Below are 15147 nucleotides of genomic sequence, written 5' to 3'. Positions count from 1 at the left end.
TTCCAAGTCGTCTTTTTTTAAAAAATGATGTTGGAAACAGGAAATGATGATAAGCCGCTGAAATTTTTATAGAAACAAAAAAAGCAAGGGAGAGACTCGCATGAATGTGGAAGCGGTGTTTGGACATTTTCCAGTATTGGAATCTGAGAACCTAGTACTAAGTAAAATCGAAGAGATCCATGTACAGGACGTGTTTTCGATCTATGATAATGAAAAAGTATTCGATTACTGCGGAATCATCCCGAAACATAACATAAAAACAGTACATAACATGATTGGCCATTTTGATCGGGATTACAATAAAAAAAGCAGAATCAAGTGGGGGATTTTTCCAAAGAGTCAAGACAATACATTGGTTGGAATCATTGAAGCGATGGATTTTAATCAAAAAGTAAACATGGTATCCATTGGGTATTTCTTAGCTGAGAACTATTGGGGAAAAGGCATTGCAACTGAATCTGTCAGTATAGTGATAGAGTTTTTATTTCACAAAGTCAATGTAAACAGAATACAGGCTGAAGTCATGCCTGAAAATAGTGCTTCAAAAAACGTCCTCCTCAAAAACAAATTTATAAAGGAAGGCGTCATCAGACAAGCTTCCTATTGGTCTGGCAAAGGAGTTGTCGATTTAGAAATCTACGGCATTCTAAAGAAAGAATTCATGTAAATATTTATTCAAAAGGGGAAATCATCCGTATTGAACTTCACAGACATTCCATATGATAGTCATTATAAAAGTTAGTTATTTAACTAACTAATTTATAAGGAGGATCGCCATGGCAAAACCAAATGTCGTTTCTAAAGAAACACTCATTGAATCAGCCAAGATATGCATCTCAGAAAAAGGTTTAGAAAAACTGACGTTAAAATCAGTTGCAGAACAAGCCAATGTCAGTCAAGGAACGGTTTATTATCATTTCCGCACGAAAGAAAACCTCATGCTGGAGGTGTTCGCCACGTGTGCGGCAGCTCTTGGGCGAACGTAAAAAACAGCCGCCTTTCGTCAATCGAAAAGGTGAGAGAAGCACTGTTGTCCGCAAAATCTCGAACGAAAGATAGCGCTGATTTCCACCGGCTATTTTTAACGCTGACCGTATCAGGATTTCAAAATGAACGGATCAAAGAACAGCTAAGTCATCTCTTACAATCCGAAAATCAACTTCTGACAGAAGAGCTCACTCGATTGTGGGGCACATCTCCAATTGAAGGCGTTTCCTTAACAACATGGGGAATCATGCTGAACGCTTTAATAGACGGGCTTGCTATTCAGTCTCTCGTCTCTAAAAATTTTTCAACCGAAGATGTCTATCAAGAGCTCGAATGGATGCTGGTGAAGCTGACTGAAAAAATGATGTAACACGAAAGGAGATCAAACATGTTTTCCCAGCAATTAAGACTGGCCCTTACGTTTTCATTTCTAGTTTGGTTAGGTGCCACATTATTTTTTGTTCTGTTCGGAAACGCTGTGTTGACTGATCCGGCTGAAGAAGCCTTTTTGATGAGCTTTCTTCTCTTGGAAGCGGGCACCGCCATTTTTTTATGCCTTGTGTTCTTTCTCTATCAAAAACTCGACCGATCACAATACGCGGTGATCAAGCTCGGTATATGGGGGTCAGCGGTCGGTTTATTGATTGATACGATTTCCCTTTGGAATCATCCCATCATCTTCCCGGCTCTATCAAAGGGCCAAGTCATTGCGTTTGCGATATGGATGGTATGCGCCTACGGCATGTATTTGCTCATTCCGCTGATATTATCACATAAAAAATGATTCAGTTTTAATTTTCAGACTTTTCTTGTCAGGGAATGATTATAGAACTCGCCTAATAAAATGTTACAAAGATGTGAAGGAGGAAACGACGTGAATTTTGAGCTGACAAAAGAACAACAAATGGTGCGTGAAATGGTAAAAGATTTTGCGAAAAAAGAAATTGCTCCTCACGCTGAACATGTAGATCAAACGGGCGAGTTCCCGATCCAAACATTCAAAAAAATGGGTGAACTTGGGCTGATGGGTATTCCATTTCCAGAAGAGTACGGCGGATCTGGCGGTGATACGATTTCATATGCCTTAGCGGTTGAAGAAGTCGGCAAAGCTTGCGGCAGTACTGGATTAAGCTACGCTGCAGCGGTCTCATTAGGCGCCAGCCCTCTCTATTACTTTGGAACAGAAGAACAAAAACGGACGCATTTGACGCCGCTGGCTTCGGGCACAGCACTCGGATCATTCGGCCTGACGGAACCAAATGCCGGCTCAGATGCGGGGGGCACTCAAACAAAAGCGATTTCAAATGGTGACGAGTATGTAATCAACGGCGAAAAGTGCTGGATTACAAATGCAAGCTACGCACGGACAGTTATTGTGACCGCGGTAACAGGCAAAACCAAAGACGGAAAAAACATCATCTCCGCATTGATTGTGCCAACTGACACACCAGGACTCACGATTACGAGCCCGTACGATAAAATGGGCGTCCGTGGTTCGAATACAGCAGAAATTTTGCTTGAGGATGTAAGAGTGCCTGCGGGCAACTTACTCGGCGATCCAACAAAAGGATTTAAACAATTTCTATATACGCTGGACGGCGGGCGAATCTCCATTGCTGCTCTTGCGGTTGGCATTGCCCAGGCGGCACTTGACGCATCATTGGCATATGCGAAAGAACGGAAGCAATTTGGACAGCCGATTTCTTCCTTCCAAGCGATTCAATTTAAGCTTGCTGACATGGCGATGGAAATTGATCTGGCACGGCAAATGGTGTTAAAAGCCGCCTGGCTGAAAGACCATAATCGTCCGTTCACAAAAGAAGCGGCGTACGCCAAGCTGTTCGCATCTGAAATGGCGACTAGAGCTTGCAATCAAGCCATTCAAATCCATGGAGGTTCAGGATATATGAAAGAGTACGGGGTGGAACGGATGCTGCGGGATGCAAAATTAATGGAAATCGGTGAAGGCACATCTGAAATTCAGCGCCTCGTGATCGCCAGACAGCTTTTAAAATGAAAATGTAAACGCTTTCTAATCATTAAGAAAGGAGGAACAATCAATGGCTGAACTCATCCATTCCACAATCGGCAGGCTGCTGGAACAAACAGCTGAAGCGCATCCCCATCGAGACGCGGTTGTGTATCCAGACCGGAATATCCGCTATACGTACGCCCAATTTGACAGTCTGTGCCGTCAAACCGCTAAAGGTCTTATGCGGATGGGGATTGGAAAAGGAGATCACGTCGCCATATGGGCTTCTAATATCCCTGAATGGCTTGCCGTCCAGTTCGCAACTGCGAAGATCGGAGCCGTGCTCGTAACCGTCAATACCAATTATCAAGCACACGAGCTTGATTACTTGTTAAAGCAATCGGATGCCGCGGCGCTTATCATCATGGATTCATACAGGGGCACTTCTTATCCAGACATCGTGAACCGTTTAATACCAGAACTGCAAGAAGCAAAGCCCGGCCAACTGAAATCTGAACGCTATCCCTTTTTAAAAACGCTGATCTATATTGGCAATAAACGATTGCCTGGCTTGTATCAGTGGGACGATATAGAGATATTGGCAAAAACAGTGACAGATGCTGAGCTGGAAGCAAGAATGAACAGCCTGGATAAAGACGATGTGATTAACATGCAATACACATCAGGAACAACAGGGTTTCCAAAAGGCGTGATGCTGACCCATTTTAATGTCATCAATAACGCTGCCAATATCGCTGAATGTATGGCTTTATCCGCTCAAGACCGCATGTGCATCCCGGTTCCGTTTTTTCACTGCTTCGGATGCGTGCTCGGGGTTTTGGCATGTGTGTCCGTCGGGGCAGCCATGATACCTGTTCCAGAATTTGATCCCGTTACCGTCCTTAAAACGGTAGAAAAAGAGAAATGCACAGCGCTGCATGGTGTGCCTACCATGTTTATCGCCGAGCTGCATCATCCGGATTTTGATGCATATGATCTATCAACGCTCCGAACAGGCATCATGGCCGGCTCTCCTTGTCCAAGTGAAGTAATGAAAGCTGTGATTGAAAGGATGGGCATGAAAGACATTACAATCGCCTATGGACAAACAGAAGCCTCGCCGGTCATTACGCAAACGAGGGCAAATGATTCCTTCATAAGAAGAGTCGAAACAACCGGCCGAGCCCTGCCGCATACTGAAGTGAAAATTGTAGAGCCCGGGACATGCCAAGAAGTTCAAAGAGGCGTGCAGGGAGAGCTATGCACCCGCGGCTATCACGTCATGAAAGGCTATTATAAAGACAAAGAAGCGACCAGAAAAGCAATCAATCATGACGGATGGCTATTTACAGGAGATCTTGCTGTCATGGATGAAGACGGGTACTGTCGTATCACCGGAAGATTAAAAGATATGCTCATCAGAGGCGGCGAGAACATTTACCCGCGGGAAATTGAAGAATTTTTATACCGGCATCCCGCTGTTTTAGACGTACAGGTCGTTGGTGTGCCTGACGCCAAATTCGGGGAGGAGGCTGCAGCCTGGATTAAACTAAAAGACGGGAAAAGCGTTTCATCTGATGAGCTTAAAGCATATTGCAAAGGAAAAATCGCCCGCCACAAAATTCCGCGTTATGTGATTTTTACAGACGACTATCCGATGACGGCTTCAGGTAAAATTCAAAAATATAAACTGCGAGAAAAAACCATTGAAATGTTCAACTTATCATCAACTCAATGAGGTGAAATCATGTTTACTAAAGTACTGATCGCCAACCGCGGAGAAATTGCAATGAGAATTATCCGAACGTGCAGCCGTCTAGGCATCAAAACAGTCGCGGTTTATTCAGAAGCAGACAAGGAAGCGTCCCATACAAAAGCCGCTACAGAGTCTTATTTGATCGGGGAATCAAGAGTCAGAGAAAGTTATTTAAATATAGAGAGAATCATAGAGACGGCAAAAAAAGCAAATGCCGACGCGATCCACCCGGGATATGGATTGTTATCAGAAAACAGCCGATTTGCTGAACGCTGCAAGCAAGAAAACATCGTGTTTATCGGACCTTCACCCGATATCATTGCAAAGATGGGCAGCAAAATTGAAGCGCGCAAAGCAATGGAGGCTGCGGGTGTCCCTGTGGTGCCCGGCGTTTCAGAACCCCTCGAAGACATAGAGGCAGCCTGCCGCACTGCTAGTCAAATCGGATATCCTGTCATGCTGAAAGCTTCAGCGGGCGGAGGCGGCATCGGAATGCAGCTTGTTGAAAATGAAGAAGCATTAAAAAAAGCGTTCGAGGGGAACAAAAAGCGCGCGGCAGATTTTTTCGGTGACGGATCAATGTATATAGAAAAAGTCATTGAACATGCACGCCATATCGAAGTTCAGCTTTTAGCCGATCAACACGGCCATACAGTACATCTGTTTGAACGTGATTGCTCAGTTCAGAGGCGCCACCAAAAAGTCATTGAAGAAGCGCCGTCTCCATTTGTAGACGATGAACTGAGAATGAGGATTGGGCAAACGGCAGTAAAAGCAGCAAAGGCGATCGGCTATACGAACGCAGGCACCATCGAATTTATAGTTGACCAAAAGCAAAATTTTTATTTCCTCGAAATGAATACGAGACTGCAAGTTGAACACCCCGTGACTGAAGAAATAACTGGCCTGGACTTAGTTGAGCAGCAGCTGCGAATTGCTGCGGGCCATACACTCACATTCTCTCAAAAAGACATCAAACGAAACGGGCATGCGATAGAGGTGAGAATATACGCGGAAGACCCCAAGACCTTCTACCCGTCACCAGGCACGATCACTGCGTTCTCACTCCCTGACCATAAAGGGGTCAGACACGAATGTGCGGTAGCAAAAGACAGCATTGTTACCCCTTTTTATGACCCGATGATCGCTAAGATGATCGTCAAAGGCCAGTCCAGAACAGAAGCGATTGAAAAACTGGAGACAGCGCTTCGCGACTACCATGTAGAAGGAATCAAAACAAATCTTCCGCTTCTCATACAGGCTGCGGCATCAAAGGCATTTAAAGAAGGGGATGTTACGACTGACTTTTTGAAACAACACCTATAAAGGAGGCAGTTGTTATGACAGTTAGCATACAAATGGCAGGAAACCTGTGGAAAGTCCACGTCAAAGCAGGCGACAAAATTGAAAAAGGCCAGGAGGTTGCCATTTTGGAATCGATGAAAATGGAAATCCCGATCGTTGCAGATCGAAGCGGAGTCGTAAAAGAAGTCAAAAAAAATGAAGGCGACTTTGTAAATGAAGGCGACGTACTGCTCGAACTAAGCGATTCCACTCAATAATTTGGAGGAAGACCATGTCATATCCTAAAAAAGTGACAATCAAAGAAGTCGGCCCGCGTGACGGCTTACAAAACGAGTCCGCATGGATCGAAACAAAGGATAAAATAACCTGGATCAACCAGCTTTCCCGGACAGGGCTTTCGTATATTGAAATCACATCCTTCGTTCATCCGAAATGGATTCCGGCGCTTCGAGATGCTATTGATGTAGCAAAAGGCATTGACCGTGAAAAAGGGGTGACGTACGCGGCGCTTGTCCCGAATCAAAAAGGACTGGAGAATGCGCTTGAAGGAGGCATTAACGAAGCTTGCGTTTTTATGTCCGCCAGCGAAACGCACAACAGAAAAAACATCAATAAATCCACTTCTGAAACTCTTCGTGTACTCAAACAAGTAAACAATGACGCAAAAAAAGCAAACCTCACAACAAGAGCCTACCTCTCGACTGTTTTCGGCTGTCCGTACGAAAAAGATGTCCCCGTTGAACAAGTCATTCGCCTTTCAGAAGCTCTATTTGAATTTGGGATTTCTGAACTGTCGCTTGGAGATACGATTGGAGCGGCTAATCCTGCCCAAGTGGAAACTGTACTTGAAGCTCTTTTGGCACGGTTCCCCGCGAATCAAATCGCCCTGCATTTTCATGATACGAGAGGAACAGCGCTCGCCAACATGGTCACAGCGCTCCAAATGGGCATCACGGTATTCGACGGCTCGGCAGGCGGGCTTGGCGGATGTCCATATGCGCCAGGTTCATCAGGAAACGCCGCAACTGAGGATATCGTGTACATGCTTGAACAGATGGGCATCAAAACAAATGTAAAGCTCGAAAAACTGCTATCTGCGGCCAAATGGATTGAAGAAAAAATGGGCAAACAGCTGCCGAGCCGAAATTTACAAGTATTTAAATCATCTTGATAAAAGAGAGGACGCATACAATGGGAGAATCTATTCTTTTCACTGTGAAAAATGAACATATTGCGTTGATCACCTTAAACAGGCCTCAAGCGGCAAATGCTCTTTCAGCAGAAATGCTTAGAAACCTGCAAATGATTCTTCAAGAAATTGAATTCAACTCAAACATTCGCTGCGTCATCCTCACCGGCACCGGCGAAAAAGCGTTCTGTGCGGGGGCAGACCTGAAAGAACGAATAAAACTAATAGAAGATCAGGTTCTGGAAAGTGTATCTCTCATTCAAAGAACAGCGTCTTTCCTTGAAGCCTTGCCGCAGCCAATCATAGCCGCGATAAACGGCAGCGCATTAGGCGGCGGGCTAGAATTGGCATTGGCATGCGATCTTCGAATTGCATCTGAATCAGCTGTGCTGGGACTTCCGGAAACAGGGTTAGCTATTATCCCAGGCGCTGGAGGGACCCAAAGACTGCCTCGGCTGATTGGCAGAGGAAAAGCCAAAGAATTAATTTATACTGGCAAACGCGTAACCGCTCATGAAGCAAAAGAGATAGGCCTTGTAGAGCATGTCACGGCTCCTTGCGACCTTATGCCAAAAGCAGAGGAACTGGCTGCAGCCATTTCTGCCAACGGGCCGATCGCTGTCCGTCAAGCTAAATTCGCAATCAATAAAGGATTGGAGACAGATCTCGCTACAGGTCTTGCGATTGAACAAAAGGCGTATGAACATACCATTCCTTCAAAAGACAGGAGAGAAGGACTTCAGGCGTTTCAAGAAAAAAGACGGGCCGTATACAAGGGAATATAAAAGGGAGGAAATGCTCATGGATTATGAAAAGGAACGAACAAAATTGGCCGAACGAATCCGAAAAGGCGGAGCGGAAAAGTATCACCAAAGCAATCGAGAAAAAGGCAAGCTCTTTGTCAGAGAGCGGCTCTCGCTTCTCTTTGACGATGGCATTGAGCTAGAAGACGCTTTTTTTGCGGAATGCATGTCAGACGGCCTTCCCGCTGACGGAGTGGTAACAGCGATCGGCAAAATTGGCGGCCAAACTGTTTGCGTCATGGCAAATGATTCAACAGTGAAAGCGGGCTCCTGGGGAGCTAAAACCGTTGAAAAAATCATCAGAATTCAAGAAACTGCCGAAAAACTAAACGTTCCGCTCATTTATTTAGTCGATTCAGCAGGCGCCAGAATCACCGATCAAATCAATGTCTTTCCAGGGAGACGCGGAGCAGGAAGAATTTTTTATAATCAAGTCAAATTATCGGGACGCATTCCGCAAATCTGTTTGCTTTTCGGACCGTCTGCGGCAGGAGGCGCTTATATTCCGGCCTTCTGTGATATCGTCGTTATGGTAGACGGTAACGCCTCCATGTATTTAGGCTCGCCAAGGATGGCGGAAATGGTCATTGGTGAAAAAGTGTCTCTCGAAGAAATGGGCGGCGCTCGTATGCATTGCTCAATCTCCGGCTGCGGAGATATTCTTGCAGAAACTGAAGAAGAAGCCATACATCTGGCGCGGGCTTATTTGTCTTACTTTCCGGCAAATTTTCAAGAAAAGGCGCCCATTCATGAGGAACACCCGCCAAAACACTTCGACATCCCGCTTGCCGACGTCATTCCGCAAAACCAGAACGCACCTTTTGATATGCATGAGCTGATTGAGCGGATCATTGATGAAGGGTCATTTTTTGAGATCAAAGCCTTATTTGCACCAGAATTAGTAACAGGCTTCGCACGGATCGAGGGACAGCCTGTCGGCATTGTTGCAAACCAGCCCAAGGTTAAAGGCGGCGTCTTATTCCACGATTCAGCAGACAAAGCGGCTAAGTTTATTACCTTATGTGACGCATTTCATATCCCGTTGCTGTTCTTAGCGGATATTCCCGGTTTTATGATTGGCACAAAAGTGGAACAGGCGGGGATTATCAGACACGGAGCGAAAATGATTTCTGCGATGTCGGAGGCAACTGTTCCAAAGCTCTCTGTCATTGTCCGAAAAGCGTACGGAGCGGGGTTGTATGCAATGGCAGGGCCTGCCTTTGAACCGGACTGCTGTCTAGCGCTCCCAACCGCCCAAATCGCCGTTATGGGCCCTGAAGCTGCTGTAAACGCTGTCTACGCTAAAAAAATCGCCGAACTGCCAAAAGAAGAGAGAGCCGCATTTATCGGCAACAAACGGGAGGAATACAAAGAGGACATCAATATCTACCGTCTGGCTTCAGAAATGATCATTGATGCTGTTATCCCAGCCAATTCGCTGCGTAATGAGCTGGCCAAACGGCTGAAGGCATACATGACAAAGGAAATGACATTTACCAATCGAAAACATCCGGTTTATCCGGTATAAAATAGCAAGAACTTAGGAGCGCCAAAAGCGCTCTTTTATATATTCACAATAATAATATTATGTAAACTAATCGCCTTTGCATAAAACGCTTTGTTTTTTAGAATAGTAAATAAAGGCTGCCGCATCTTTAGCGGCAATTGTCAGTTTATCATAAAAAGGGGCCTACATTATGTATCATTTATATTCACATAACGACTTGGACGGAGTAGGATGCGGAATCGTAGCAAAATTGGCATTCGGAAAAGACGTTGAGGTCCGGTATAACTCTGTCAACGGCTTAAACGCACAGGTGCAGTACTTTTTAGAAAAAATGAAGGAGAGCAACAGACAAGATGCATTATTCATCACCGATCTCGCCGTCAATGAAGAAAACGAACAGAGATTGAATGATTATGTTCATGCAGGGGGCAAAGTGAAGCTTATTGACCACCATAAAACAGCCCTTCATTTGAATGAGCATGAATGGGGATTAATCCAGGTGGAATACGATGATGGAAGGCTCACATCCGCGACGTCACTTTTATATGGCTATCTCGTTGAAAATAGCTTCATGAAACCCACAAATGCCTTAGACCAATTCACAGAGCTCGTCCGCCAATACGATACATGGGAATGGGAGCGGTACGATCAAAAACAGGCGAAGCGGCTTAATGATCTTTTCTTTTTGTTGTCAATTGATGAATTTGAGGCAAAAATGATTCAGCGCCTATCCTCGCATGACGAATTTTTCTTCGATGATTTTGAAGAAAAGCTGCTTGATTTAGAAAACGAAAAAATTGAGCGTTACCTCCGAAGAAAGAAAAGGGAAATGGTACAAACCTTTGTGCACGAACACTGTGTAGGCATTGTTCACGCTGAATCGTACCATTCAGAACTGGGAAACAGGCTAGGGAAAGATAATCCGCACCTCGATTACATTGCGATTTTAAGCATGGGATCAAAACGAGTCAGTTTGCGCACCATTCATGATTACATCGATGTGTCAGAGATCGCCGGCCGATACGGAGGCGGGGGGCATGCAAAGGCATCCGGCTGTTCAATAACCGACGAAGTATACGAGTTGTTTGTAACTGAAGCTTTCCGGATTGATCCTGTACGGCCTGATGCTTTCCGTAACATCTATAATCTAAAAGGATCTGCGAACGGATCATTATATGAAAATCGTGCTCAAATGAGATTTTTTCTGTTTCCTTTAGACAACGAGTGGAATATCCAAATTAACGGGGAAACACAGGATGAAACATTCGCAGCGTTTGAAGAAGCAGAATGGTTCATTAAAAGAAATTATGCCGCATCGCTCGTGCGGGATGAAGTGTTTGTCGCATTTTTAGCGGAGAATCTGAAGCTGGCAAATCAACATCGCAAGTAAAAAAATATGCATAGGGGAGCTTCATTCACCCCTATGCATATCCGCTAGCTATCGTTTGAATATGGCTGTACGTTTCTTAATCACAAAATAAAGGGCTATCACAACAACAGCCAATATCATAATCGGTGTTGTATAAGTACCCGCTATGTTCTCTACATCATCCCACTGGCTTCCTAGCTGTATGCCTAAATAAACAAACAGGATAGACCATGGAATGATAGCAAGCACAGTCAGTACCACAAACTTGAGAAATGGCATTCTGGCAATACCTGCAGGAATGGATATCGCATGTCTGACAACCGGTATAAAACGAGCCGAGAAAACAACCCCGGCGCCGTACTTTTGAAACCAGTTTTCCGACATGTCGATATGATGCTTTTTAATCAATAAATACTTCCCGTATTTGTCCAAAAATGGTCTGCCTCCATAGCGGCCGATCCAGTAAATAAAGATCTGGGCAATGGTACCTCCGATAACACCCGCAATAATGGCGCCAATAAACCCAATCGTGCCTTCCGATACCAAATAGCCGCCATAAGCTAATACAATCTCACTCGGAATGATTTCAATCATTAACCCAATCGCAATACCCGCATATCCCATGTTCGTCAGCCATGTTAAAATTTCGCTTATCAAACTGCCCACATTCTTCACAACCTGTCCTAATCTTTTTCACTATTATATGACTGATTGACGAGCAAGATGGTTACAATTTTTTTACCGCAGCATTTCTTTCGTTTCCCGTTTGATTACACCTTCTAAATAGGTCAAAAGCTGAGATCTCATTTCGGGACGCATTAAGCCGATTTCAGTGCTCGCTTTAAAACAGCCCAGCTTATCGCCAATGTCATATCGATTTCCTTCCAGCAGCCGAGCATGGATCGGCTCATTACGGCAAACCTCACGAAGCGCATCTGTGAGCTGAATTTCGTTTCCCGCGCCTCTGCCAATTGACTTCAAAACGGGGAAGATCGAAGAATTCAACACATACCGTCCCATTACGGCGATGTCGGAAGGCGCTTCTTCAGGTGAAGGCTTTTCAACTAAATCTTTCACTTCATACACATGCCCTTGAGACCCTGATGTATTTATAATACCATATTTGCTGACATCCTCAGGGAGAACTGACTGTACACCGACAACCTCTGTGCCATAAACGTCATATACATCCATTAATTGCCGAAGAGCCGGTGTTTCAGACACCATAATATCATCACCTAAGAGAACGGCAAAAGGCTCATCTCCGATAAAATGCTCCGCACACAGTACCGCATGGCCTAATCCGAGCGGTTCTTTCTGGCGGATGTAATGAATGTTGGCCAAATCGGCGATCTGCTGCATTTCTTCAAGTGTCTCCGTCTTGCCTTTTTCCCGCAGATTGAATTCCAATTCCGCCGATCGGTCAAAATGATCTTCAATCGAGCGTTTGTTTCTCCCTGTAATAATCAGTATATCTTCAATTCCTGACTCTACGGCCTCTTCTACAATATATTGGATTGCTGGTTTGTCGACGATTGGGAGCATTTCTTTAGGCTGCGCCTTTGTCGCCGGCAAAAATCTCGTTCCTAAACCCGCTGCGGGAATAACCGCTTTTCTCACTTTTTTTCTCATTCATCTTCACTCCTGATCCTGTATATTTTTCAGCGAATCTCCAAATACCCAGATTCGGTTTCCGATAAAATTCATCATCATTCCGCCGATAGTGGCGGCGAGCTTACTCACCAAAAGCGAGCATCCGCAGTTTTGAAACAAATAAAGCAGCAAAAAGGTGATCCCCGACGCGGCAATATTAATCATGAGAAAGCGTACGATCTCTTTCCCGTCAGCCTTACGTTTTACACGAAATGTCCAATTCCGGTTCCACACATAGCTGTTGATGATACCTGCCGAATAGGAGCAGATCTGCGCCGACAGATAAGGGACATGACAAGCAGTAAGGAGAAAGAAGACACCAAAATCTATCAGTGTATTGCCGACGCCTACGGTGCAAAAGCGTCCTAATGTTTTTATTTTTTCTTTCAGCATAACGGCACCGACCTCCCTTCATAAAAGATGCGAATAGCTGCCATATTTGTTGATATGGATTACTTTAACGGACAGTGTTGAATAAACAATTAATAAAATATGAACAAAACATGAAAAAGCGGGTATACCGCTCTCTTTACATAAGGATGGACAAAATATGCAGTATGTCGAAGGGGAAGAGGGCGGAATGATAACGAAATGTCTTACAAAGAAGAGAACAATGTAAACAGGAATCAGCAGAAAAAGCAGCCCGAATTCAATAGATTGAGAAGTTTCGAGCCATGATTTCCTATCTGCAAAGATGTCTATTATGTCAATAGCTCTAAAACAACGAGATTCGAGGGAACAGGAAGCGAAGAAGAAGTCGGTAACAGCCGTCTATGTTAGCCCCATCTTATCAATGAATAAATGTATCCAGTTCCTTTGTAGAATCGAACACGAATTCCTCCAAAAGTATCCTATACACAATTTTTTTAATAAGGTAGGATGTTAGACAAAGGGATATTTTGGATAAATATGCATCTCCGTTCAATGGGTTTAGTGGTGCGCTCTTCATGACCTGTTGTTATCAAATTCCAAAAGAAAATCCCCCCATTTTAAGGAAAAAGGAGGATGTTAAGTGATGAGGAAAAAGTGTAGCGTATGTTTATGGATTCTAGTTTTATTATTGAGCTGCTTATCTGGAAAGTCTGCGTATGCTGCCACCAGTACTACAATTGCAAAACATATAGGGAATTCAAACCCGCTTATCGACCATCATTTGGGAGCAGATCCGATTGCGCTGACCTATAACGGAAGGGTTTACATTTATATGTCAAGTGATGATTATGAATATAATAGCAACGGAACAATTAAAGATAATTCATTTGCCAATTTGAATAGAGTATTCGTCATATCTTCAGCGGATATGGTGAACTGGACAGACCACGGAGCCATTCCGGTAGCAGGTGCCAATGGAGCTAATGGAGGCCGTGGAATTGCAAAATGGGCAGGTGCGTCATGGGCACCGGCAATCACAGTTAAAAAAATAAATGGCAAGGATAAATTCTTCCTTTATTTCGCAAACAGCGGCGGAGGTATCGGGGTTCTCACCGCAGACAGCCCGATTGGTCCATGGACCGACCCAATCGGAAAACCGCTCGTAACGCCAAGTACGCCAGGAATGTCTGGTGTTGTATGGCTTTTTGATCCGGCTGTATTTGTAGATGATGACGGCACCGGTTACATGTATGCCGGGGGAGGCGTTCCTGGCGGTTCAAATCCAACGCAGGGACAATGGGCCAATCCTAAAACGGCAAGAGTCATAAAATTGGGGCCTGATATGACGAGTGTTGAGGGAAGTGCATCCACAATTGATGCGCCTTTCATGTTTGAAGATTCGGGATTGCACAAGTATAACGGAACATATTACTATTCCTATTGCATCAATTTCGGCGGCACGCACCCGGCCGATAAACCCCCAGGTGAGATCGGCTACATGACCAGTTCAAATCCCATGGGTCCCTTTACATATAGAGGGCACTTCCTGAAAAATCCGGGTGCATTTTTCGGAGGCGGCGGAAACAACCATCATGCTGTTTTCAATTTTAAAAACGAGTGGTATGCAGTGTACCATGCGCAAACTGTCAGTTCCGCTCTGTTCGGGGCCGGCAAAGGTTACCGTTCTCCCCATATTAATAAGCTGGTGCATAACCCAGATGGATCCATCCAAGAGGTAGCAGCAAATTATGCAGGTGTAACACAGCTTTCCAATTTAAACCCATATAACCGGGTAGAAGCTGAAACGTTTGCCTGGAATGGACGCATTTTGACAGAGAAGTCCACAGCCCCCGGCGGGCCAGTAAATAATCAGCATGTAACAAGCATTCAAAATGGAGACTGGATTGCTGTAGGAAATGCAGACTTTGGAGCGGGCGGTGCCAGGTCATTTAAAGCAAATGTAGCATCCACTTTAGGCGGAAAAATAGAAGTGCGCCTCGACAGTGCTGATGGTAAGCTTGTTGGAACCCTGAATGTACCTTCCACAGGCGGAGCGCAAACGTGGAGAGAGATAGAAACTGCAGTAAGCGGGGCAACCGGTGTGCACAAAGTATTCTTTGTATTTACCGGAACAGGTACAGGAAACTTGTTTAATTTTGATTACTGGCAGTTTACACAAAGATAGGATTCGTAATGGGACCGTTTAAAAACGAGACGGGTGGCAAGCACCGGAA

General features: G+C 44.7%; 13 protein-coding genes and 2 pseudogenes. 12 read left to right on the top strand and 3 right to left on the bottom strand.

Translation table 11 applies throughout. From position 1 onward, the window contains the following. The first annotated feature begins 100 nt into the window (after positions 1 to 100). The 11 genes and pseudogenes from CDO84_RS08880 (at position 101) to nrnB (ending at position 10909) form a co-directional block, all read left to right on the top strand. Positions 101 to 667 carry a GNAT family N-acetyltransferase gene (locus CDO84_RS08880; protein WP_040083011.1) on the top strand — a complete coding sequence of 189 codons (567 nt, stop codon included), beginning with the start codon at positions 101 to 103 and terminating at the stop codon, positions 665 to 667. A 109-nt stretch (positions 668 to 776) separates the two neighbouring features. Further along, positions 777 to 1357: pseudogene (locus CDO84_RS08875) on the top strand (TetR/AcrR family transcriptional regulator). Positions 1358 to 1465: 108 nt separating this feature from the next. Continuing rightward, entirely contained in the window at positions 1466 to 1771 is a 306-nt protein-coding gene (locus CDO84_RS08870; RefSeq protein ID WP_082033045.1) for a DUF5367 family protein, read from the top strand. Positions 1772 to 1861: 90 nt separating this feature from the next. After that, positions 1862 to 3004 carry an acyl-CoA dehydrogenase gene (locus tag CDO84_RS08865; protein WP_040083013.1) on the top strand — a complete coding sequence of 381 codons (1143 nt, stop codon included), beginning with the start codon at positions 1862 to 1864 and terminating at the stop codon, positions 3002 to 3004. A 43-nt stretch (positions 3005 to 3047) separates the two neighbouring features. Beyond that, the gene (locus CDO84_RS08860; protein WP_040083014.1) at positions 3048 to 4697 is read left to right on the top strand and encodes an AMP-binding protein; all 1650 of its coding nucleotides are present in this window, start codon (positions 3048 to 3050) and stop codon (positions 4695 to 4697) included. A gap of 9 nt (positions 4698 to 4706) precedes the next feature. After that, positions 4707 to 6041 (top strand): acetyl-CoA carboxylase biotin carboxylase subunit, encoded by a 1335-nt coding sequence (locus tag CDO84_RS08855; protein ID WP_040083015.1) that lies wholly within the window; start codon positions 4707 to 4709, stop codon positions 6039 to 6041. A 14-nt stretch (positions 6042 to 6055) separates the two neighbouring features. Next, positions 6056 to 6277, top strand: a complete 222-nt coding sequence (locus CDO84_RS08850) for an acetyl-CoA carboxylase biotin carboxyl carrier protein subunit (protein ID WP_014664155.1) — start codon at positions 6056 to 6058, stop codon at positions 6275 to 6277. Positions 6278 to 6291: 14 nt separating this feature from the next. Further along, positions 6292 to 7191 (top strand): hydroxymethylglutaryl-CoA lyase, encoded by a 900-nt coding sequence (gene ldeG, locus CDO84_RS08845; RefSeq protein WP_040083016.1) that lies wholly within the window; start codon positions 6292 to 6294, stop codon positions 7189 to 7191. Between the two features lie 20 nt (positions 7192 to 7211). Beyond that, positions 7212 to 7994 carry an enoyl-CoA hydratase gene (locus tag CDO84_RS08840; RefSeq protein WP_040083017.1) on the top strand — a complete coding sequence of 261 codons (783 nt, stop codon included), beginning with the start codon at positions 7212 to 7214 and terminating at the stop codon, positions 7992 to 7994. A 10-nt stretch (positions 7995 to 8004) separates the two neighbouring features. After that, positions 8005 to 9540: an acyl-CoA carboxylase subunit beta gene (locus tag CDO84_RS08835; RefSeq protein WP_082032998.1), complete on the top strand. Its 1536-nt coding sequence runs from the start codon at positions 8005 to 8007 to the stop codon at positions 9538 to 9540. Positions 9541 to 9709: 169 nt separating this feature from the next. After that, positions 9710 to 10909, top strand: coding sequence for an oligoribonuclease NrnB (gene nrnB, locus CDO84_RS08830; protein ID WP_040083020.1), 1200 nt, complete (start codon positions 9710 to 9712; stop codon positions 10907 to 10909). A gap of 48 nt (positions 10910 to 10957) precedes the next feature. On the opposite strand, the gene CDO84_RS08825 is transcribed toward nrnB, so the two are convergent. The 3 genes and pseudogenes from CDO84_RS08825 to CDO84_RS08815 all read right to left on the bottom strand — a co-directional run bounded on the left by CDO84_RS08825 (position 10958) and on the right by CDO84_RS08815 (position 12978). Next, on the bottom strand, positions 10958 to 11554 hold the full coding sequence (locus CDO84_RS08825) for an undecaprenyl phosphate transporter UptA (RefSeq protein ID WP_040083021.1): 597 nt from the start codon (positions 11552 to 11554) through the stop codon (positions 10958 to 10960). 72 nt (positions 11555 to 11626) lie between these two features. Then, a complete protein-coding gene (gene galU / locus CDO84_RS08820) occupies positions 11627 to 12520 on the bottom strand; it encodes a UTP--glucose-1-phosphate uridylyltransferase GalU (protein ID WP_014664150.1) in 894 nt (297 codons plus the stop codon). 6 nt (positions 12521 to 12526) lie between these two features. After that, positions 12527 to 12978: pseudogene (locus tag CDO84_RS08815) on the bottom strand (GtrA family protein). Positions 12979 to 13556: 578 nt separating this feature from the next. On the opposite strand from CDO84_RS08815, the gene xynD reads away from it, so the two are divergent. Continuing rightward, positions 13557 to 15098 carry an alpha-L-arabinofuranosidase gene (xynD, locus tag CDO84_RS08810; RefSeq protein ID WP_040083022.1) on the top strand — a complete coding sequence of 514 codons (1542 nt, stop codon included), beginning with the start codon at positions 13557 to 13559 and terminating at the stop codon, positions 15096 to 15098. Positions 15099 to 15147 lie beyond the last annotated feature (49 nt).

Source organism: Bacillus sp. MD-5, from assembly GCF_002201875.1.
GTDB lineage: Bacteria > Bacillota > Bacilli > Bacillales > Bacillaceae > Bacillus > Bacillus stercoris.
The sequence above is the reverse complement of the archived record's forward strand: the minus strand, read 5'-3'. Positions and strand labels throughout refer to the sequence as shown.

Excerpts from the sequence above, each read along its gene's own strand:
- CDO84_RS08880 (WP_040083011.1), top strand. The coding sequence starts at position 101 with ATGAATGTGGAAGCGGTGTTTGGACATTTTCCAGTATTGGAATCTGAG.
- CDO84_RS08860 (WP_040083014.1), top strand. The coding sequence starts at position 3,048 with ATGGCTGAACTCATCCATTCCACAATCGGCAGGCTGCTGGAACAAACA.
- CDO84_RS08855 (WP_040083015.1), top strand. The coding sequence starts at position 4,707 with ATGTTTACTAAAGTACTGATCGCCAACCGCGGAGAAATTGCAATGAGA.
- CDO84_RS08850 (WP_014664155.1), top strand. The coding sequence starts at position 6,056 with ATGACAGTTAGCATACAAATGGCAGGAAACCTGTGGAAAGTCCACGTC.
- ldeG (WP_040083016.1), top strand. The coding sequence starts at position 6,292 with ATGTCATATCCTAAAAAAGTGACAATCAAAGAAGTCGGCCCGCGTGAC.
- CDO84_RS08840 (WP_040083017.1), top strand. The coding sequence starts at position 7,212 with ATGGGAGAATCTATTCTTTTCACTGTGAAAAATGAACATATTGCGTTG.
- CDO84_RS08835 (WP_082032998.1), top strand. The coding sequence starts at position 8,005 with ATGCTCATGGATTATGAAAAGGAACGAACAAAATTGGCCGAACGAATC.
- nrnB (WP_040083020.1), top strand. The coding sequence starts at position 9,710 with ATGTATCATTTATATTCACATAACGACTTGGACGGAGTAGGATGCGGA.
- galU (WP_014664150.1), bottom strand. The coding sequence starts at position 12,520 with ATGAGAAAAAAAGTGAGAAAAGCGGTTATTCCCGCAGCGGGTTTAGGA.
- xynD (WP_040083022.1), top strand. The coding sequence starts at position 13,557 with ATGAGGAAAAAGTGTAGCGTATGTTTATGGATTCTAGTTTTATTATTG.